The 19,088-nt window shown below is 64.9% G+C and carries 20 protein-coding genes and 1 tRNA gene; 10 read left to right on the forward strand and 11 right to left on the reverse strand.

The window, feature by feature from the left end:
* Nucleotides 1–129 precede the first annotated feature (129 nt).
* On the forward strand, nt 130–933 hold the full coding sequence (locus tag A5892_RS15010; RefSeq protein ID WP_223302686.1) for a TlyA family RNA methyltransferase: 804 nt from the start codon (nt 130–132) through the stop codon (nt 931–933).
* On the opposite strand, the gene mscK is transcribed toward A5892_RS15010, so the two are convergent.
* Nucleotides 921–4,268 carry a mechanosensitive channel MscK gene (gene mscK, locus A5892_RS15015; RefSeq protein ID WP_064124541.1) on the reverse strand — a complete coding sequence of 1,116 codons (3,348 nt, stop codon included), beginning with the start codon at nt 4,266–4,268 and terminating at the stop codon, nt 921–923. The two genes, A5892_RS15010 and mscK, sit on opposite strands and share 13 nt — an antisense overlap.
* Before the next feature lie 135 nt (nt 4,269–4,403).
* Nucleotides 4,404–5,267, reverse strand: a complete 864-nt coding sequence (locus tag A5892_RS15020) for a cation diffusion facilitator family transporter (RefSeq protein WP_223302687.1) — start codon at nt 5,265–5,267, stop codon at nt 4,404–4,406.
* 39 nt (nt 5,268–5,306) lie between these two features.
* On the opposite strand from A5892_RS15020, the gene A5892_RS20820 reads away from it, so the two are divergent.
* The 6 genes from A5892_RS20820 (at nt 5,307) to A5892_RS15045 (ending at nt 9,266) form a co-directional block, all read left to right on the forward strand.
* Nucleotides 5,307–5,477 carry a hypothetical protein gene (locus tag A5892_RS20820; protein WP_223302688.1) on the forward strand — a complete coding sequence of 57 codons (171 nt, stop codon included), beginning with the start codon at nt 5,307–5,309 and terminating at the stop codon, nt 5,475–5,477.
* An 86-nt stretch (nt 5,478–5,563) separates the two neighbouring features.
* Nucleotides 5,564–6,040, forward strand: coding sequence for a Cd(II)/Pb(II)-responsive transcriptional regulator (cadR, locus tag A5892_RS15025; protein ID WP_441294765.1), 477 nt, complete (start codon nt 5,564–5,566; stop codon nt 6,038–6,040).
* Between the two features lie 180 nt (nt 6,041–6,220).
* Entirely contained in the window at nt 6,221–8,047 is a 1,827-nt protein-coding gene (locus tag A5892_RS15030; protein ID WP_064123479.1) for a phospholipase A, read from the forward strand.
* 132 nt (nt 8,048–8,179) lie between these two features.
* Complete coding sequence (locus A5892_RS15035; protein ID WP_064123480.1) at nt 8,180–8,542, forward strand: DUF883 family protein; 363 nt, start codon at nt 8,180–8,182, stop codon at nt 8,540–8,542.
* Nucleotides 8,542–8,979 (forward strand): phage holin family protein, encoded by a 438-nt coding sequence (locus tag A5892_RS15040; protein WP_064123481.1) that lies wholly within the window; start codon nt 8,542–8,544, stop codon nt 8,977–8,979. Before A5892_RS15035 ends, A5892_RS15040 begins: the two co-directional genes overlap by 1 nt.
* Nucleotides 8,976–9,266, forward strand: a complete 291-nt coding sequence (locus A5892_RS15045) for a YqjK family protein (protein ID WP_064123482.1) — start codon at nt 8,976–8,978, stop codon at nt 9,264–9,266. Before A5892_RS15040 ends, A5892_RS15045 begins: the two co-directional genes overlap by 4 nt.
* A gap of 92 nt (nt 9,267–9,358) precedes the next feature.
* On the opposite strand, the gene A5892_RS15050 is transcribed toward A5892_RS15045, so the two are convergent.
* From A5892_RS15050 to A5892_RS15060, 3 genes are all read right to left on the reverse strand, one after another.
* Nucleotides 9,359–10,567 (reverse strand): NAD(P)/FAD-dependent oxidoreductase, encoded by a 1,209-nt coding sequence (locus A5892_RS15050; RefSeq protein ID WP_064123483.1) that lies wholly within the window; start codon nt 10,565–10,567, stop codon nt 9,359–9,361.
* Between the two features lie 85 nt (nt 10,568–10,652).
* Nucleotides 10,653–11,624, reverse strand: coding sequence for a phosphogluconate dehydrogenase (NAD(+)-dependent, decarboxylating) (gene gnd, locus A5892_RS15055; RefSeq protein ID WP_064123484.1), 972 nt, complete (start codon nt 11,622–11,624; stop codon nt 10,653–10,655).
* Nucleotides 11,625–11,814: 190 nt separating this feature from the next.
* Nucleotides 11,815–12,375, reverse strand: a complete 561-nt coding sequence (locus tag A5892_RS15060) for a TMEM165/GDT1 family protein (RefSeq protein WP_263281383.1) — start codon at nt 12,373–12,375, stop codon at nt 11,815–11,817.
* 450 nt (nt 12,376–12,825) lie between these two features.
* Between A5892_RS15060 and cysE the strand changes: the two genes are divergently transcribed.
* Nucleotides 12,826–13,617 carry a serine O-acetyltransferase gene (gene cysE / locus A5892_RS15065; RefSeq protein ID WP_223302689.1) on the forward strand — a complete coding sequence of 264 codons (792 nt, stop codon included), beginning with the start codon at nt 12,826–12,828 and terminating at the stop codon, nt 13,615–13,617.
* 2 nt (nt 13,618–13,619) lie between these two features.
* Here cysE and A5892_RS15070 read toward each other — a convergent pair whose 3' ends face one another.
* The gene (locus tag A5892_RS15070; protein ID WP_223302690.1) at nt 13,620–14,162 is read right to left on the reverse strand and encodes a GNAT family N-acetyltransferase; all 543 of its coding nucleotides are present in this window, start codon (nt 14,160–14,162) and stop codon (nt 13,620–13,622) included.
* A gap of 107 nt (nt 14,163–14,269) precedes the next feature.
* On the opposite strand from A5892_RS15070, the gene A5892_RS15075 reads away from it, so the two are divergent.
* Nucleotides 14,270–15,160 (forward strand): LysR family transcriptional regulator, encoded by an 891-nt coding sequence (locus A5892_RS15075; protein ID WP_064123487.1) that lies wholly within the window; start codon nt 14,270–14,272, stop codon nt 15,158–15,160.
* Nucleotides 15,161–15,251: 91 nt separating this feature from the next.
* Here the strand turns inward: A5892_RS15075 and A5892_RS15080 are convergent.
* The 4 genes from A5892_RS15080 to A5892_RS15095 form a co-directional block, all read right to left on the reverse strand.
* A tRNA-Ser gene (locus tag A5892_RS15080) sits at nt 15,252–15,339 on the reverse strand.
* A gap of 82 nt (nt 15,340–15,421) precedes the next feature.
* Complete coding sequence (locus A5892_RS15085) at nt 15,422–16,780, reverse strand: sensor histidine kinase (protein ID WP_064124545.1); 1,359 nt, start codon at nt 16,778–16,780, stop codon at nt 15,422–15,424.
* Nucleotides 16,781–16,784: 4 nt separating this feature from the next.
* A complete protein-coding gene (locus A5892_RS15090) occupies nt 16,785–17,447 on the reverse strand; it encodes a response regulator transcription factor (protein ID WP_064123488.1) in 663 nt (220 codons plus the stop codon).
* A 41-nt stretch (nt 17,448–17,488) separates the two neighbouring features.
* Entirely contained in the window at nt 17,489–17,809 is a 321-nt protein-coding gene (locus A5892_RS15095; protein WP_064123489.1) for a PepSY domain-containing protein, read from the reverse strand.
* A 183-nt stretch (nt 17,810–17,992) separates the two neighbouring features.
* Here A5892_RS15095 and A5892_RS15100 point away from each other — a divergent pair, with 183 nt between their 5' ends.
* Entirely contained in the window at nt 17,993–18,466 is a 474-nt protein-coding gene (locus A5892_RS15100) for a PepSY domain-containing protein (protein WP_064123490.1), read from the forward strand.
* A gap of 54 nt (nt 18,467–18,520) precedes the next feature.
* Here the strand turns inward: A5892_RS15100 and A5892_RS15105 are convergent, their stop codons facing one another.
* Entirely contained in the window at nt 18,521–19,078 is a 558-nt protein-coding gene (locus tag A5892_RS15105) for a nitroreductase family protein (protein ID WP_064123491.1), read from the reverse strand.
* Nucleotides 19,079–19,088: the final 10 nt, after the last annotated feature.

Here is a 19,088-nt window from a genome sequence, read left to right on the forward strand (position 1 = left end):
GTCGATCGAGGCGCCATCTTAGCAACTGCGCCGCCCCCCGGCAAGCGCATCGAGACAGCCTCGGGCCGCGCCACTGTGCGACCAGGCCCGTTATACTCTGCGCGCCCTCTACGCCGCTGGACCCTGGTCATGAACGATGCCATGAACGACGCCCACTCCCCTTTGCGACTCGACCAACTGCTGGTCGAGCTCGGCCTCGCCCGCTCGCGCACCCGCGCCCAGCGGCTGATCAAGCATGGCCGCGTAACCCTGCTCGGCCCGGGCGGCGAGCGCGTGGTGAAACGACCGGGCGAGAAACTGCCGCGAGACAGCCGGTTCCGGCTCGACGAAGACCCACAGGAGCGCCACGTGTCCCGGGCGGGGCTCAAGCTCGAGGGGCTGCTCAATAGCCTGGGGATCGATCTCGAAGGCCAGATCCTGCTCGATGTCGGCCAGTCGACCGGCGGCTTCAGCGACTGCGCGCTGCGCTTCGGCGCGGCCCGGGTGATCGGCATCGAAGTCGGCCACGGCCAGCTCGACGAAACCCTGCGCCAGGATTCGCGGGTGGTCTGTCTCGAGGGCGTCAATGCCCGGGCGCTGCCCGACGCACGGCTGCGCGAGCTCGCCCCCGAGGGCCTGAATGGGGCGATGATCGACGTCTCGTTCATCTCCCAGACGCTGATCCTGCCCGAGCTCGCCCGGCTGCTGCCGCCGAACGCCGGGCTCTATAGCTTGGTCAAGCCGCAGTTCGAGCTCTCCCCTGCCGAGATCGACGACCGCGGCCTGGTCCGCCACCCCCGCCACTACGCCGAGGTCGAGAGGCGGCTGCGCAAAGCGGCGGCCGACACCGGCTTCGAGGTCCTGCACTGGGAGAAGAGCGTGATCCTCGGCGGCGACGGCAACCAGGAGTTCATGATGCTGGCGCGGCGCCTCGGCCACGCTCAGGAGGGCTGAGCGCCTCCGGGCGAATCGCCCTCGATGCCGAGGCCCTTCAACTTGCGCCCTTTGTCTCCATCGCGCTCGCGATGGAGCCACACGTCCATCTGCTGGAACGCCACACGCACGCCCTCACGCTTGAACGCCGCATCCACCGCCCGGTTGATCTGGTCGGTGACCCGCAGCCGGTCGCCGATATCGCTGACGAACACCCTCACCTCGAAGGTGAACGAACTGTTGCCGTAGGCCATGCAGAACACCAGCGGCTCGGGATCCTCGAGCACCAGCGGATTGTCCCTGGCGATCTGCATCAGCATCTGGTGGACACGATCGAGATCGGAGCCATGGGCGACCCCATAGGTCAGCACCACGCGGGTGATGTTGTCGGAAAGCGACCAGTTGATCAGTCGGTCGGTGATGAAGGTCTTGTTCGGTACGATGATCTCCTTGCGGTCGAAGTCGATCACCGTAGTGGCACGCATCCGGATCCGGCTCACCGTGCCATGCAGGTCGTTCAGCGTAATGGTGTCACCGATCCGGATCGGTCGCTCGAAGAGGATGATCAGACCGGAAATGAAGTTGGCGAATATCTCCTGCAGACCGAACCCCAGCCCGACGCCAAGCGCTGCCACCAGCCACTGCAGTTTCGACCATGAGAGTCCGAGCGTGCCCAGCGCCACCACGATGCCGCAGCTGAGGATGATGTAGGAGAGCAGAGACGAGATCGCGTAAGCGCTTCCAGTCTTGAGCTCCAGCTTGGACAGCACCATCACTTCGAGCAACCCTGGCAGGTTGCGCGCCATGGTGGTCATCAGCGCAATGGTGATCACCGCGATGAATAGACTCGCCAGCGAAACGTGGGCAACGCTTTGCACCCCACCCTCGCTCTGCTCGACCTGCCAGACATTGATGTTGTTGAGATACGACAGCACCCCGAGCAGGTCGTGCCAAACCAGGTAGAGGAACGCGATGAAGACCAGAAACAGCACCATCTTCGACAGTCGCAGCGACTGCTTGTTGACCTGATCCATATCCAGCGGCGGTTCTTCCAATACCTCGCTGACCGCCTCCCCGCCCTGGGCCTGGATCAGCGCGCGCCGCCGCTCGACCGAGCGTCGATAGGCGAGCCGTCGCGCGGCGACCGCAAGCCCTCGCACCACCGTCGCCTCGACCAGCACCCAGAGACCGAACACGTAGAGCGAAGTAATGAAGCGCGTGGTCAAGCGTACCGCTGTGTACTCGTAGCCATAGAGCACGAGGCCGCCGAGCACCAGCGGTACCAGCGCCATGGCGAGGCCGAGACCAAGACGTACCAGCTTGACCCCAAGATAGGGCACATGAGCGAGGATCAGCTTGAACAGCAGCACGCTCATCATCAGATAGCCGAACAGTACGATCAGCAGCCCGACCGGCTGATCGACCAGGTTGCTGTCGAAGTGCTGGATCAGATAGATCACCAGCACCACAGGGACACTGGCCACCCCGAGATGACTGATCAATCGACGCAGCCGAGCGACATAGGCCGCCGGCCAGTGGAAGTGGCGCATCGCCACGCCGTCGTCGATCAGGATCCGCCGAGCCCAGGCGAAGTATCCCCAGGCGAAGGCCGCGGTGAGCAGCGCACCGCCCAGCACCAGGCCGGAGGTGCTACCCGACAGCCGCAGCCCGGCGCCGGCCGAGGCGAGCAGCAGCGGCCCACGAATCGCCAGCACCAGGTTGAGCAGCAGCGCGAGCGGGGTATGGCGCTGGGAGTCGCGCTTGATCCGCCCGACCTCGTCGTGCAGCTCGCGCAGCTGCTGGCGAATACGCGTGCGATAGAAGCTCAGCGCCATCACCAGCGCGAGCATCGGCAATATGCTGACGATCCACAGCGACGGCACGATGAACAGCGCCCGGAGCACCTGCCGCCAGGCTGGATCGACGACTTCATGATACAGCGCCGAGGGCAGCTGCTTGAGCCAGTTGAGCCCGAGCGGCTGGCCGCTGGCGATCCAGAACAGCTGTTCGTCGATCGTCGCGCGTACCGAGGTACCGATCTCGCTGAGCTGCTGCTGGTTGAGCTGGATGTCGATCGAAAGCGTCAGCAGGTTGCCGTACTCCCGATCGAGCTGTTCGAGCAGCTCGCGCTGGGATTCGTAGAGCGAAAGCAAGGTATGCCGCACCGTTTCACGGGTAGCGGGATCGAGGCTCGGAATCAGCGCATCCAGCCGGCCGTCGACATAGCGCTCGACATCGCCAAGTGACTCCCTGGCCTCGGCAAGATCAAACTGTCTGAGCCGCAGATCGGCGATTTCATCATTCAGCGCCGGTCGCTGCACCATCACCGGCAGCGACTCGCGCTGCTGGCGCAGGATGCGAGACAGCAGCACGCTGCCGCGCACGGCCTCGACCTGGTCATTGAGGTTCGACTGCACCTGCTGCACCGCATCGAGCTGGCTGCGCGTCTCGATCCCGTCGCGGATCAGCTCGTTGACCCGCTCGGTGATGTAGAGCAACGATTCGGACAGTTCACTGTTGCGCGCGGTGACCTCGCGCACCAGAGGGTTGTCGAGCTCACTGGGCGAGGCTCCCTCGCGGGCCTCCTCGATCGCCCGCTGTGACTTTTCGCGCCGCTTCTGGGTGACCGCGCTCTGGATCAGCGCAAGCTCCGCCTGGCGCGCCTCCACCTGCCGAGCGAGCAGCTCGCGATGGGCCTGGGCGAGATCGCGCAGCAGGGTGTTGTTGATCAGCTCGCGCCGGCTCAGCTCGACCTCGGCTTCGAGCGCCGCCACTTCGATCTCCAACTGCCGGCGCTCGATATCGCCAAGCTGATCGCCTTCGTTGCGCAGCCGAGTGCGCAGCTGCTGGATTCGCCCCTGGGCCGAGCCGATCGACGCCTGGGCCCGCTCGGGCAGGGTCTGCGCCGCGGTGATCCGCCGGGTGGCGTCGCCTTGCGCATCCTGCTCCTGCTTGAGTTCGCCGAGTGAGTCGATCAGACGCTGCTCGAGCTGTTCGAGTGAGGCTCGCTCCAGCTGCGCCTGGGAGGGCAAGGCGCCGTCCTGGTCGAGCGCGCGCAGCGCCTGCCGATAGCCGCTGAGCCTGCGCGGCGCTTCCTCGATCTCGCGGTCGAGCGCCTGCAGTTGGCGCCTGGCAACCTCGGCGCGGTCGAGCCCGGCCAGGCTCTCGCGCAGAAGCTGAATGTCATTGGCGACCGACGGGTCACTCGAGCCCGAGCTCTCCAACTGCTCGAGCTGCTGGGCGATGGACTCCCGGCTCGGCGTATCCTGCGCCTGGGCCGGGAGCGCCACCGACAGCAGCGTGAGTAGCACGCAGACGACCAGGCGTGCTCGGATGACGGCGGGATTGAGGCGCATGTGCTGACGCTTCCGAAAGTCGATGTACTTGCTCATCACTGGCACTGCGCGCCACCTGGAAGATCAGGATCGGTGGGCTGAGCGCCGCTGCGCGCAGTTTACACAGTCATCGACGTTTTGACCGCTCACAGCGTCTCAACGATGCCCTCCGAGCGCGGCATGGCAATCGCCGCTGGTCATGCAGTGCTCGCCCTCGACCTGCAGGGTGGCATGGCCGATGGAGAAGCGCTCGGCGAGCAAGGCGTACGCCTCGGCGAGCACCGCATCGCGGTCGATCGACTGATCGACCACCAGATGCGCGCTCAGCATCCTCTGCTGGCTCGAGAGTCCCCACATGTGCAGGTCGTGGACCTCGTCCACCCCGTCGACCTGCTCGAGCGCCGTGCGTACCTCCCCCGACACCACGCCCTCCGGCGTGCCCTCGAGCAGCAGGTGGGTCGAGCGGCGCAGCACGCCCCAGGCCGCACGCAGGATCAGCACGCAGGCGAGCACCGAAAGGATCGGGTCGGCCACGGTCCAGCCCGTGAACATGATGATCACCGCAGCGAGAATCGCCGCCACCGAGCCGAGCAAATCGCCGAGCACATGGAGCGAGGCGCCGCGCAGGTTGAGATTGCCGTGATCGCCGCGATGCAGGATCAACAGCGAGAAGGCATTGATCCCGAGGCCGGCCACCGCCACCGCCAGCATCGGCCCGGCCATCACTTCCACCGGTGAGAACATCCTCTGCGCCGCCTCGTACAGGATCCAGCCGGCGATCACGAACAGCGTCAAACCGTTGACGAAAGCCGCGAGCACCTGGAAACGCTGGTAGCCGAAGCTGTGCTTGGCATCGGGCGCTCGCCTGCCGAGGCGGAAGGCCGCCAGCGCAAGCCCCAGCGAAAAGGAGTCGCTGAGCATGTGGAAGCCATCGGAAATCAGCGCCAGTGAGTTGGCGAAGAAACCCGTGGCGATTTCCACCACCATGAAGGTTGCCGTCGCCACCAGAACGACGAGCACTCTCTTCTCACTGTCGGCGTCGACCTTCGGTACGTGGTCATGGTCATGACCATCGTGAGAGTGATCATGGTCGTGGTCATGGCCATCGTCGTGACCATCATGAGAGTGATCGTGATCATCATGAGCGTGGTCGTGGCGATGCCCCTCCAGCTCCTGCGACGGTCCATCCCGGTGGCGCTGGGCGCCTTGACGACATTCGTGAGACACTAGGTTTCCTCCAAGTCCGCTCGATGGAGCGCACCCGGCACTCCTCGTCGATGGGATTGGACAGCCTATAACCGCTACAGGGTCAAGTCATGGACGATCGAAACGAGTCCGCGGCGAGACTGCGCATCGGCGCGCTGGCCAAGCGCGCCGGCTGCGCGGTGGAGACGATCCGCTTCTACGAACGCGAACACCTGCTGCCGCCCCCCGCGCGCAGCGAAGGCAACTATCGCCTCTACAGCGCCTCTCACGAAGAGCGGCTGCGCTTCATCCGGCGCTGCCGCTCACTCGACATGACCCTCGATGAGATCCGCGCACTGCTCGTGCTGCGCGACGCCGGGCCTGACCGCTGCGGCGAAGTCGACCGGCTGGTCGAGGCGCACCTGCACCATGTCGAGGCGAGGATCAAAGAGCTCGAAGCGCTTCGCCATCAGTTGGTCGACCTGCGTGGCGAGTGCGGCGGCGAGCGCAGCGGCGAGGAGTGCGCGATCCTCAAACGCCTCGAGGATCCGCGCAGCTTCGAAGACCTTCCCGAGGGTGCGACGCGTCATGTCAGCGGAACGCACTGAGCAGCGCAGCAGCGGATGAATCGGCCTTTGCCGACTGGTTGCGCACTGTCATCGCATGGATTGGCGCTTATAATCGCGTCACGCCGCGCTTAACCTCCGCGTCGAGCCAATGGTAGGCTCGGCAACCGGCCCTTTTCCCAGATGCGTTGCCGCTCGCACAGGACCGCAGGAACCATATCGATGGCGTCACCTCACCGTTACCCTGCCCTCTGGGCACTCGTCGGCGCCTGCGCGTCGCTCAATGCCTTCGCCCAGACCAGCGACGATAACGACACGCCCGCCGTCAGCCAGGCACAGCAGACCGCCGAGCGGGCGAGATACTACGAATCCCTGGCCAACGACAATCCACTGGCGATCTCCACCTACCGGCTCAACTACATCCTGCCCTACACCTACGACTCCAATCTGCCGCGGATGAGAGACTACAGGGAGATAGGCAACGACAACCCCGAGCATACCGAGCTCAAGTACCAGATCAGCCTCAAGGTCGCTCTCGCCGAGGACATCTTCGGTGACAATGGCGACCTGTTCCTCGGCTATACCCAGTACTCGCTGTGGCAGGCATACAACGATCGCGACTCGGCGCCGTTTCGCGAGACCAACTACGAACCGGAGCTGTTCCTGCGCTTCGACAACGACGCCGAGTGGATGGGCTGGACCAATACCTTCAACCGGATCGGCTACGTCCACCAGTCGAACGGTCGAGGCGAGCCGATCTCTCGCAGCTGGAACCGGATCTACGCCGAAGCGGTGTTTCAGCGTGGCCCATGGGCGGTGTCGATCAGGCCTTGGTGGCGCATTCCCGAGTCGCGCAACGAAGACAACAATCCGGACATCGAGAACTACCTCGGCTACGGCGAATTGGGACTGCTCTACACCACCGCCGCCAACCATGAGATCGCGCTGCTTGCGCGCGGCAATCCCGGCAAGGGCAACTATGGCACCCAGCTCGACTACACCTTCCCGCTGTTCGGCAGGGTGCGAGGCTACTTCCAGTACTACAACGGCTACGGCGAGACGCTGATCGACTACGACCGCCGGGTCAACCGGATCGGCCTCGGAGTCAGCTTCAATCCGTTCCTGCCCGGCGCCGCCGAGGAGACCCACAAGGGCTATCACGACGTCGCCGCGGCCGAGGCCGCCCAGCAGTACACCCAGGGCGGGGACGGCACCGAACAGCTCTCCAGCGTCCAGGAGGAAGTTGCACGGGAGCGCCGCGCACGGGCCTATTTCGAGCGCCAGGCCCAGGACAACCCGCTGTCGCTCTCGACCTACAGGCGCAACTACGTGCTGCCGGTGGCCTACAACGCAAAGCAGCCCGACCGCGCCAACTTCACCGCGCTCGACCCGGACGATCCGCCGGACAACAACGAAATGAAATTCCAGATCAGCATCAAGGCGAAGGTGTGGGACAACGTGTTCGGCGATAACGGCGATCTCTATCTCGCCTATACGCAACGTTCATGGTGGCAGGCCTACAACTCGGAAGCGTCATCGCCGTTTCGCGAGACCAACTACGAGCCGGAGCTGTTCTTGAGCTTCAACAACGACACTCCCGTATTCGGCTGGACCAATACCAACAACCGGATTGGGATCAACCACCAATCGAACGGCCGCGCCGACCCGATCTCGCGCAGCTGGAACCGGGTATTCGCCGAGGCCACCCTGGAACGCGGCCCGATGACAATGAGCCTGATGCCGTGGTGGCGCGTCCCCGAATCGGATGCAGACGACGACAATCCGGATATCGAGAAGTACGTCGGCTATGCCGATTTCACCTTCGGCTACACCCGAAGCGGGCACGAGTTCACCTGGCTCGCCCGCGGCAACCCCGGCAAGGGCAACTTCGGCAACCAGCTCGAGTACGCCTTCCCGCTGTGGAGCAAGGTGCACGGCTTCATCCAGTACTACGAAGGCTATGGCGAGAGCCTGATCGACTATGATCACTACGTGCGTCGCATCGGGATTGGCCTGAGCTTCAACAATGTCTTCCTCGGTACCCCCTGAGGAGCTCGCGTGCAACCAGCCAATCGGCTGATTTGCACGCCGTTTTCCGCGATCGCCTAGCGAGGGCGGATTGAACACTGCCAATTCCCTGCTAAGCTGGAAACACCATTCGGAGTCATTGGAGGACGTGAGATGGCAGGTAAAAAGGACATCAAGATCGACGCGGACCGCACCAGGGAGCAGCTCGAGCAGGATTTGCGCGATCTTTCCGACACCGTCGAGAAGTTCCTCAAATCAAGCGCCGAGGACACCAGCGAGCACATGACCCAGCTGCGCGCCGAAGCGGGTTCCACGCTCGAGGAGATCAAGCAGCGCTTAGCCAGCTACGGTGAGGACTTCAAGCATCGTCTGCAGGCAGGAGGCGATGAGCTGCGCGAGCGCAGCCGCGATGCGATCGACTGCGCCGACAACTATGTCCATGAGAATCCGTGGCGTGGCATCGGCATTGCGGCCGCCGCGGGCGTCTTCGTCGGGCTACTACTCGGGCGTCGCTGATGGGCCAGGGACGCAGCGGTCCCGCCGCCGGCCTGTTCAATGCAGGCCGCCGCCTGCTGGGCACCTTGCTGAGTGCTGGCGAAACCCGTCTGCGGCTGGTGATCGTCGAGCTCCAGGAAGAGCGTGATCGCTTCTTCTCGCTGCTGCTGATGGCCTTCACCGCGCTGCTGCTCGCAACTTTCGGCATCGGCATGCTGATGCTCTGGGTGGTGGTGTACTTCTGGGACACCCATCGACTGCTCGCGATCGGCGGTGCCGCCGGCATCCTGCTGCTGCTGGCGCTGCTGCTGGCGCTGCGGGTCAAGGCGGTGGCGAGCCAGCCCACCCTGTTGCGCTCCACTCTCGCTCGTCTGAGCGAGGACCGCGACAGCATCGAGGAGCACGTCGACGAGCATCGGGTCGGTCGGCAGCTGGATGACAAGGACGCCCGGCGATGAGCGAAGAGGCCAAGGCGCATAGCCCCGCGGAGCAGCGTCGCCGGATCGAACGGCGAATCGAGCTGGAGCGCCGGGCGATCGCCGCTGCGGTGGACGAATGGCACGTCGCCACCGCATCGATCGATCGCAGCGTCGAAAAACTAGCCCGGTTCAAGCGTCCGGCGATGATCATCGGCGGCTACTTCCTGCTGCGGGTGTTCAAGCGCCCGGGCAGGTTGATGCGCTTCGCCAAGCGTGGGATCGGACTCTATGCCCTATCGCGCAACCTGCGCGGCCTGCTCAAGTAGCGGATTCAAGCGGCTGCCGCGCTCAAGCGCAATCGAGGCGCCCCATGTGGGCGCCTCGCTTCGTATCGGGCTTGCGATGCACAGGTCGCGCCTCAGGCCGACTGCCCGCAGGCGACGCCCGATGCCCAGGCCCACTGGAAGTTGTAGCCGCCGAGCTGGCCGGTGACATCGAGCACCTCACCGATGAAGTAAAGCCCCGGCACGTCGCGTACGGCGCAATCCTTCGAGGAGAATGCCTGGGTATCCACCCCGCCCATGGTCACCTCGGCGGTCCGCCAGCCCTCAGTGCCGGCGGGCTTGATCGAGAAGCGGCAGAGCTGGGCGGTCAATGCCTCCAATCGAGCGTTGGAGAGATCCGCAAGCGTCGTTTCCGCCGAGACGCCCACGGCCTCGCAGGCCCACTGCGCAAGCGCAAGTGCGAGCCGCTTCGGCAACCGGTCGGACAGCCATCCGCCGAGGCTCCTGCGCGGCGTATCGATGCGTGCTCTAAAGAGCGAAGCCTTGGCGTCGATCCCATCGAGCCAGTCGATCTCCAGCGCATCGCCGGGCAGCCAATGGCTCGAGGCCTGCAGCATCGCCGGACCTGAAAGCCCTCGATGGGTCACCAGCAGCGGCTCGCGATAGCTTGCGCCGTTACAGCGCGCAATCACTGGCGTCGCGATCCCGGCGAGCGGCTCGAAGCGAGACTTCCATTGCGATGTCAGCGTGAATGGCACCAGTGCCGGGCGGGTCGGTAGCACCTCGAGCCCGAACTGGCGCGCGACCTGGTAACCGAAACCGCTCGCGCCAAGGGTCGGGATCGAAAGCCCGCCGGTTGCGATCACGAGCGAGCTGCAGCGCACCCGGCCTCGCGAGGTGAGAAGCTCGAATCCTTGGCCGAGTGGTTCTATTCGCTCCACCGTAGTGGAAAGCCAGGTCTCGACCCCGGCCCACTCGCACTCGGTGAGCAGCATCTCGACGATCGGCTTGGCCGAATCGGCGCAAAACAGCTGCCCAGGCGCCTTCTCGACGTGCTCGATGCCGTGCCGCTCGACCAATTCGAGGAAATCGTATGGAGAGTAGCGCTTCATCGCCGAGATGCAAAAGCGCGGATTGGCACCGAAGTAGTGGCGCGGCGCGGCGTCGAGATTGGTGAAATTGCAGCGGCCGCCGCCGGACATCAGGATCTTCTTGCCCGCACGCTTGGCATGCTCGACCAGCAGCACCCTGCGGCCGCGATAGCCGGCGACGTGCGCGCACATCATCCCTGCCGCTCCCGCACCGATGACCACTATGTCCCAGTCGCTGTATCCCTCGCCCATCGCCACTCCCAGCGTCGATCAAAATGAAAAGACCCGCCTTACGGCGGGCCCGATCAAGGAGCATTCTCCCACAGCACGACTGGCTTCACACTTCGACGTGGCCGCCGAACTCCTTGCGCATCGCTGACAGAAGCTTCTCGCCGTAGGTATTGTCGGTGCGCGAGCGGAAGCGGGTATAGAGGGAGGCGGTCAGCACGTCGGCCGGTACCGATTCCTCGATCGCCGCATCGACCGTCCAGCGTCCCTCGCCCGAATCGCTGACCTTGCCGGAGAAGCTCTCAAGGTCGGAATCCTTGGCCAGCGAGATCGAGATCAAATCGAGCAGCCACGAGGAAACCACGCTGCCGCGACGCCACACCTCAGCGATGTCGGCGGTGTCGAGATCGTAGCGCTGGTTGGCCGGCAGGCTCTCCTGGTTACGGTTGCGCAGGATGTCGAATCCCTCGGCATAGGCCTGCATCATCCCGTACTCGATGCCGTTGTGGATCATCTTGACGAAATGACCGGATCCGACCGGCCCGCAGTAGAGATAGCCCTGGGCGACCCGTGGGTCGCGCTCCTCGCGCGCAGGCGTTTTCTCCACCTGCCCTTCGCCAGGCGCCAGCGAGGCGAAGATCGGATCGTGACGCTCGAACACCTCCCGGTCACCGCCGATCATCATGCAAAAACCACGATCCAGCCCCCAGACTCCCCCGGAGACGCCGACGTCAAGATAGCTGATGCCTTGCTCGGCAAGCGCCTCGCCGCGGCGAACGTCATCTTTGAAGTAGGCATTGCCGCCGTCGATCAGGGTGTCGCCGGCCTCGAGCAACCCGCTCAATACGTCGATGGTGGCCTGGGTGATCTCGCCGGCCGGAAGCATCAGCCAGATCGAGCGCGGCGCGGGCAGCGCACGCACCAAGCCCTCGAGCGAATCGACGCCTTGTGCCCCCTCGCTGGCAAGGACTTCGACCGCGGAGGCATTGGCATCGAACACCACGCACTGATGATCGTGCGCCAACAGACGCCGCGCGATGTTGCCCCCCATCCTGCCAAGCCCGACGATTCCGATTCTCACAGCACGCCTCCTGAAGACTGCCAAAATCGCATCATGGCACCGTGTCTGATCCGACCACGCCGCAAGATGCAAACATGAATAAAAACCATCCGCATCATTCCTAACGTATGTACGTAAACTTAGCAACAACACAGTACGATAGACGGCTTACGACGCTTGCAGTTTAGACGAAAAACGCCCTCTCCACCGCTCATCGCCAAGCAGCGAACAGAGTGAACAGCCCGATCAGGATGAACAGCGCGCAGGAGGCGAAGTGGAGCCCGCGTACCGGCAGGCGTTTGGCGAAACGCTCGCCGATCCAGATCGCGGGCGCATTCGCCAGCAGCATGCCGAGGGTCGAACCTATCGTGACCAGCAGTACTTCACCATAGCGCGCACCGAGCAGCACCGTGGCCAGCTGGGTCTTGTCGCCTAGCTCGGCGAGCGAGAACAGCACGAAAGCGGTAATGAATACGCCAGCGCGCAGCGAGCGAGCCTCTTCAGGCGCCTCGCCGGGGCGCAGCATCCAAAGGCCGATGGCGATGAAGGAGAAACCGGTGATCACTTGGATCAGCTCGGTATCGAGCCGGTTGGCGAAGAACTGCCCCACCCAGGCGGACAGCCCGTGATTGAGCAAAGCGGCGGCGAGGATGGCGAAGAAGATCGTCCAGGGGCGACCGAACCTGATCACCAGGAGCAGCGCGAGAAACTGGGTCTTGTCGCCGAGTTCGGCAAGGGCGACCGCGCCAGTGGCGACGAACAGTGCTTCCAAGGAGAACATCTCCGGCCGACGAGGAAAGGCGCTCGACGACGTCGCCGGCCAGCGCACGCCATCTGAACACCGAGTCTCGTCAGACCGCCCCCGGCGGTTGCCCTCGCCATGGCGCCAATGACCCCTCGTGATGCGAGACAGGGCGGCACCAATCATGTTGACGAAAGCCTCCTCGGTCCTGTTCGAACCTTGGAGCGACTACTCCCTCGAGCATCGACGCGCACCTTATCCGAACCTCGACACCGACTCAACAACCCCAGTTAAATCAACCAACTAAAAGAAACTGCCAATGAGGGCAGAGTGTTCACCCCGGTTGAGTATCCAAACCGGGCTCACTATTTTCGGCAATGGATCTGCTTTCCCGCTGCACCAGACGTGCCGGGGCACACGTAGGGCGACGCCTGCGGACGAGTCGATTAGAATGCCCTTTCCATGCCGAGGAACGCGTCAATGAATCCAGCCGCACTGTGGCAGCAGGCCCGTGACGAAGCGATGGCAATCAGCCATCAGGAGCCGGAGCTCACGCCCTTGATGCTCGGTGCGATTCTCGACCGCCCTTCGCTGGGCGCAGGTCTTGCGCATCGCCTGGGGCGTCGCCTCGCCCATCCCGATCTCGCCGCTGACCAGCTCACATCGCTATTCGAGCAGCTGCTCGTCGGTCACGTCGAAATCGCCACGGGCATCGCGCTCGATCTCATCGCGATACTCGAACGCGACCCCTCGGTGCGCCAGGTCAGCGAAGCGCTGCTCTACCTGAAGGGATTCCACGCCCTCACCACCCACCGCTTCGCCCATGCGCTATGGCATGACGGCCGCCGGCAGATGGCGCGCTATCTGCAAAGCCGCAGCTCTGAGGTGTTCCAGACCGACATCCATCCCGCGGCCAAAATCGGCAACGGCGTATTCATCGACCATGCCACCGGTGTGGTGATCGGTGAGACCGCGGAAATCGGCGACGACGTCTCGCTGCTCCAGGGCGTCACCCTGGGCGGCACCGGCAAGCAAAGCGGTGATCGCCACCCCAAGGTGCGCCGCGGCGTGCTGATCGGCGCCGGTGCCAAGGTGCTCGGCAACATCGAGATCGGCGTGGGCGCGCGGATCGGTGCGGGCTCGGTGGTGCTCGACCCGATACCGCCGCATACCACTGCGGTGGGCGTGCCGGCACGGGTCGTCGGCGCCGCCGGCTGCGCCGTCCCGGCGCAGCGGATGGATCATCGCCTCGACGGCTGCCGCACCGATTGAGCTCAGCGCGGCGCGCTGTCACCCGCGCCCAGCGGGCGCTGCATCAGCACGGTATCGAGCCAGACGCCGTGCTTCCAGCCCACCGAGCGCAGCGTACCGACCCGCTCGAAGCCTAGCTTCTCGTGCAGCCGGAGCGAGCCCAGGTTGGCGGAGTCACCAACCACTGCGATCATCTGCCGACCGCCCCTCTCCTGCGCGTCCTCTATCAGCCGGGTCATCAGCGCCTCCCCCACACCACGTCCGCGCCAGCGCGCATCGACGTAGACGGAGCTTTCGAGCGTGGACGAATAGGCCGGGCGCGTCCGATAGGCACCCGCATAGGCGTAGCCGACCGTCTCTCCGGCGCATCGCGCAACCCAATAGGGATGGTTCGCCTCGACGAGCTTGATCCAGCGCTGGCGCATTTCGGTCTCATCGGGCGGATCGAGTTCGAAACTTGCCCGCCCGTAGCGCACGGCCTCGGCATAGATCGCAGTGATCGCGGCGATGTCTTCGGCTTCACAGGGACGCAGGGAAAATCCAGTGGATGGATCGATGGCAAACACGACGGGCTCCTGGCGGTGAATCGATGGGCAAGCACAGGAGCAGGATGCTGCTTCTTCAGCTCAAGAAGAAGGTTATCTTGGTTATGTCATCGATAAGGAAAACTTTGATGAATAGCCTCGATCTCAACCAGCTGCGTACCTTCGTCGACGTGATCGAGCTTGGCAGCTTCTCCGCCGCCGCCGAGCATCGCGGGATCAGCCAGCCGGCGGTGAGCGCCCAGGTCCGCCAGCTCGAGCGCCGCCTCGGCGTACGCCTGATCGAACGCTCAGGCCGCCGTGCCCAGGCAACCGCCGCCGGTCAAGAGCTGCTGGTGCACGCCCAGCGGATCGCACAGGAGGTCGCCAGTACGCTCGAGACCCTGCTGCCGCACCGTGAAGGCACCCATGGCCGGATCCGGCTCGGCACCGGAGCCACCGCCTGCATCCATTTGCTGCCGCCGCTGCTCAAGCGGTTGAAGCAGCGGATGCCAGGACTCGAAATCACCGTGCGCGCCGGCAACACCCAGGAGATGCTCAAACAGCTCGAGAGCAACAGCCTCGATCTGGCCCTGGTCACTCTTCCCGCCGCCGGACGCAGCCTCGAGGTGATCGAGCTCTATCAGGACGAAATGGTCGCCGTGCTGCCGCTCAGCGAAGCCGGCGGTCTCGAGGCCCTCGATGCCGCGCGATTCCACCGCCAGCCGCTGATCCTCTACGAGAGCGCCGGCCATACTCGCCATCTGGTCGATCGCTGGTTCGCAGCCGCCGGAGAAAGCCCGAAGCCGAGCATGGAGCTCGGCAGCGTCGAAGCGATCAAGCGTTTGGTCGGCGCGGGACTCGGCTGGGCGATCCTTCCCCGCCTGGCACTGCCGCCCGAGGGACGAGATGCAGAGATCGAGGGGCTCCCCCTCTCTCCACCGCTGATGCGCTCGCTCGGGCTGGTGATGCGTCGAGACAAGCGTTCGAGCCGAGCGCTGTACGAGACCGTCGAGGCGCTGCTTTCACTGCGCACCTGTTGAGCCACGACGCCCGCCGCGTACGCTATCCGGAGACGAAAACCAGAAACGAAAAAAGGAACCGAGCTTTCGCTCGATTCCTCTTCGATATTCGTGGCGGAGAGGGAGGGATTCGAACCCTCGAAGCCTTGCGACTTACACACTTTCCAGGCGTGCTCCTTCGACCACTCGGACACCTCTCCTGCACTCGCTGCGTTTCAAGCTGCGACGAGAACGGCGCACACTCTATCCGTTGCTCCTCGGTTTTGCAAGCGATTCAATCAGCTACCGCGTGGGCGGCGCGCTTTGGGCAAGCGGGAGGACGACACTGGCGCGCAGCCCCTGGGGCTTGGCATCGTCGAGGGTGAGGTTTCCCCCGTAGAGCAGCACCAGCTCATCGACGATCGCTAGGCCGAGCCCCGAGCCGGGCTGGCGTTCGTCGAGCCGCGCACCACGCGCCATGACTCGCCCACGCGCCTCGCCACTCATCCCCGGCCCATCGTCTTCGACCTCGATCAGGCAGCGGCCTCCCTGCTCGGTCACCCGCAGCAGCACCCGTCCGTCCGCCCAGTGGACGGCATTCTCGAGCAGGTTGCCGATCACCTCCTGGAAGTCATGGGCATCCATGCGCACCTCGAGCCCCTCGCCCAGCTCGACGTGCAGCGCGATGCCGCGGCGTTCGGCGATGCGCCGCAGGCCCTGCACGATCGGCGCCAGCGCCGGCGCCACAGTGGCGCGCTGGCCCAAGGTGGTGGCACCCGCCGCGGAGGCGCGAGCCAGGTGATGGCGCACTGCCGCATCGATCCTCGCGAGCTCGTCGCCGATCGCGCGCCGGGCGTCGGGCTCGAGCCGTTCGGCATGCATGCCGAGCACGCTGATCGGCGTCTTCAGCGCATGGGCGAGGTTGCCCGCAGCGGCACGCCCATGTTCGATCAGCCGCCGGTCACGGGCGAGCACCTCGTTCATCGCCCGAGCGACGCCGGCAAGCTCCGCCGGCGCCTGGTCGTCGAGCCTGTCGCTGTCGCCGCGCTCGACCGCCTTGAGTTCGCGCTGCAGTTCGCGCAGCGGCCTCAGTCCGAGCCGTACGAGCAGGTAGAGCCCAACCAGCAGCAGCAGGCCAAAACCAAGCAGGGCAAAGCCGATCAGCCGCTTGAAGCGACCGATGTCGGCTTCAAGATCGCCAACCGAGGCGGCCACCGCGACGCGCAAGGGCCGCTCGATGCCCGCGATCCGAAGCTCGAGGCTGGCGACGCGCAGCCGCTGTCCCTGCGGGCCGTCGAGCTCCCCGCGGGGATCGATATCGTCGAGGGCGAGCCGCTGGTCCCAGAGCGAACGCGATACGCTCGACCCACCCTCGCCATCGATCTGCCAGTACCAGCCCGAGTAGATCCGCTCGAAGCGGGGATCGTTCAGGCTCCGTCTCAGCCCGGGGGTCGATGCGCCAGGCAGGTATTCGACGTTGGCGGCGACCAGGTCGAGGGTAGCGCCTAGATGATCATCGAAGGCATCGCTCACCGCGCGCTGGAAACCGTAGGAGAGCAGCATACCGAGCAGCGGCAGCACCGCGAGGGTCAGCAGCAGCGAACCGATCAGCAACCGTGTCGAGAGCGCGCGCGGCGCGCGCGTCCGGCGTGCGCCGCGCACGCCCTCAGTCACCCTCGGTCAACCGATAGCCCTGGCCGCGCACGGTCTCGATGCAGCCGTGGCCGAGCTTGCGTCTCAGCCGGCTGATCTGGACATCGATCACGTTGGAGTCCGGCGCTTGATCGCGATCGTAGACATGTTCGCTGAGTTCACTGCGCGAGACGATCCTCGGTGCGGCATGAAGCAGGTAGGAGATCAGCCGCTGCTCCTGGGCGGAGAGCGCGATCGGCCTGCCGGTCAGGGTCAAGCTGCCGGTATGGGTGTCGAGACTGAGTTCGCCAAGACGCAGGACCGGGTGCGCATGGCCATGGCTGCGGCGTACCAGGGCACGCAAACGGAACAGGATCTCACCGGTCTCGAACGGCTTGGTGACGTAGTCGTCGGCCCCGGCGGAAAACCCCGCCGCCTTGTCCGACCAACGATCTCGCGCGGTGAGCACCAGTACCGGCAGCTCGATGCCCCGCTCCCGCCACTCGCCCAGCCAGCGGGTGCCATCGCCGTCGGGCAGGCCGAGATCCAGCACCACGGCGTCATAGGTTTCGGTATCGATCAAATAGTCGGCACTGCGCCCATCGAACGACTGCTCGACCAGCACGCCCGCCTGCTTGAGCGACGCCGCCAGGGCATCGCTGAGCGCAATGTCATCCTCGACCAGCAGTATCTTCAAAGGGCCCTCCTAGGCCGCTGCCCACCGTCCGCCGCGGCGGGTCAACGCCGCCGCATCGCCTCGATGTCGACACCCTCGATGCCGATCAGCCGGCCGCTTTCGGCGTCGAACTCGAATTCGACCCGCTGGTTCAGCTCGCCCAGCATCTCGATCTCATAGACCAGCCGCCCATCTTCGCGATCGAGCTCGACCTCGATGACCCGACCGACGTAGTGACGATCGAGCCAATCGAGCAGCTCCGACAAGGGAACGACACGCCCTTCGCGCACTGCCTCGTGAAGCGACTGCCAATCGTCGGCGTAGGCTGCGCCGCTTAACGACAGCACGAGCGCCAAAGCGCCGGCGCGCAGGACTCGGGACATAGAATGCTCGCCAGGGCGGTCGGTGGATGGAAGGTAGGTCTTCACTTTACCCGGGGAAAGATGAACGGCAAATGAACGGCGCGTTCAGGCCCCGGACAGTTGGGGTGGTTTAAAAAGGAGACCACTGGGTGGCGAAGCTGCCGCTCTTTTCAACGCAACGTATCCAGATACCAGGAGCCAATCATGCAGATCAAACCTTTCATCTACGCCCTCGTCATCCCCGCCACCCTTGGCGTCTCGAGCCTCGCCCAGGCCGATGGCGAGATCCCCTACGAGCGCCTCGGCAGCCTGCTCGACCAGGCCGAAGGTTTCGGCTTCGTCGGTTTCGAGGAGATCAGCGTCGATGACCGCACCAAGCTCGAGATCGAGGGCTGGAGAGCCGACGGCTGGAAGCTCGAGCTTGAAGTGATGATCGACGACGGGCGCCAGATCAAGGAGTCGATGCGCGAAGCGAGCGCACCTGCCTGGGCGCTCAGCCGGGAACGCCTCAACGCGGCGCTCGAGGCCGGGCGCAGCGCGGGAGTCACCCACTTCTCCCAGCTCGAGGTCGACCGTGACGGCTACGTCGAGGTCGAGGGCCGCGACGACGGCGGACGGGAGATCGAGGTGCGCCTGAACAGCACGGACTTCTCGGTGATCCGCATCGAGCGCGACTGAGTCACTCAGGCCTCGCGGGACGACTCCGCGAGGCCGCGGAGTCTGCTTCGAAGCTCAGTCCCAGCGTTCGATGAAATCGGCAGGGTCGAGGACCGGCAGACGCTTGTCACGCCCGGTCTTGTGGCCGATATAGAGGAAGCCGACCAGCTCATCGACCGGGCTCAGGCCGAAGCCCTCGCGCACGATCGGATGGTGGGCGAAGTCGCCGGTGCGCCACATCGCGCCCAATCCCTCGAGCTGGGCGGCGTAGAGCATCGCGTGCGCCGCGCAGCCGGCAGAGACCACCTGCTCGACTCGCGGCACCTTGGCATTGTCCACGACCTTGGCGATCACCGCGATGATCAAGGGCGCGCGCAGCGCCTTCTGGCGGATCGAGTCCAGCTTGCCTTCCGAGACATCGGGCTTGCGCGCGCGTTCGGCGCGGGCACACAGCTCGCCAAGCCGCGCACGTCCCTCACCCACGATCTCGACGAATCGCCAGGGAGTCAGCCCCTTGTGGTCCGGTGCGCGCAGCGCGGCGCGGTAGAGCGTGTCGAGCTGGCTCGCCTCGGGGGCCGGGCCTTCGAGCTTGCCGTGGGAATTACGCTCGAGCAGCAGCGTCCTGGCATCCATCCTTCGTCTC

It is taken from the genome of Halotalea alkalilenta (assembly GCF_001648175.1).
GTDB lineage: Bacteria > Pseudomonadota > Gammaproteobacteria > Pseudomonadales > Halomonadaceae > Halotalea > Halotalea alkalilenta_A.

Excerpts from the sequence above, each read along its gene's own strand:
- A5892_RS15010 (WP_223302686.1), top strand. The coding sequence starts at position 130 with ATGAACGATGCCATGAACGACGCCCACTCCCCTTTGCGACTCGACCAA.
- mscK (WP_064124541.1), bottom strand. The coding sequence starts at position 4,268 with ATGCGCCTCAATCCCGCCGTCATCCGAGCACGCCTGGTCGTCTGCGTG.
- A5892_RS20820 (WP_223302688.1), top strand. The coding sequence starts at position 5,307 with ATGGTCATGACCATCGTGAGAGTGATCATGGTCGTGGTCATGGCCATC.
- cadR (WP_441294765.1), top strand. The coding sequence starts at position 5,564 with ATGGACGATCGAAACGAGTCCGCGGCGAGACTGCGCATCGGCGCGCTG.
- A5892_RS15030 (WP_064123479.1), top strand. The coding sequence starts at position 6,221 with ATGGCGTCACCTCACCGTTACCCTGCCCTCTGGGCACTCGTCGGCGCC.
- A5892_RS15035 (WP_064123480.1), top strand. The coding sequence starts at position 8,180 with ATGGCAGGTAAAAAGGACATCAAGATCGACGCGGACCGCACCAGGGAG.
- A5892_RS15040 (WP_064123481.1), top strand. The coding sequence starts at position 8,542 with ATGGGCCAGGGACGCAGCGGTCCCGCCGCCGGCCTGTTCAATGCAGGC.
- A5892_RS15045 (WP_064123482.1), top strand. The coding sequence starts at position 8,976 with ATGAGCGAAGAGGCCAAGGCGCATAGCCCCGCGGAGCAGCGTCGCCGG.
- A5892_RS15050 (WP_064123483.1), bottom strand. The coding sequence starts at position 10,567 with ATGGGCGAGGGATACAGCGACTGGGACATAGTGGTCATCGGTGCGGGA.
- cysE (WP_223302689.1), top strand. The coding sequence starts at position 12,826 with ATGAATCCAGCCGCACTGTGGCAGCAGGCCCGTGACGAAGCGATGGCA.
- A5892_RS15075 (WP_064123487.1), top strand. The coding sequence starts at position 14,270 with ATGAATAGCCTCGATCTCAACCAGCTGCGTACCTTCGTCGACGTGATC.
- A5892_RS15095 (WP_064123489.1), bottom strand. The coding sequence starts at position 17,809 with ATGTCCCGAGTCCTGCGCGCCGGCGCTTTGGCGCTCGTGCTGTCGTTA.
- A5892_RS15100 (WP_064123490.1), top strand. The coding sequence starts at position 17,993 with ATGCAGATCAAACCTTTCATCTACGCCCTCGTCATCCCCGCCACCCTT.
- A5892_RS15105 (WP_064123491.1), bottom strand. The coding sequence starts at position 19,078 with ATGGATGCCAGGACGCTGCTGCTCGAGCGTAATTCCCACGGCAAGCTC.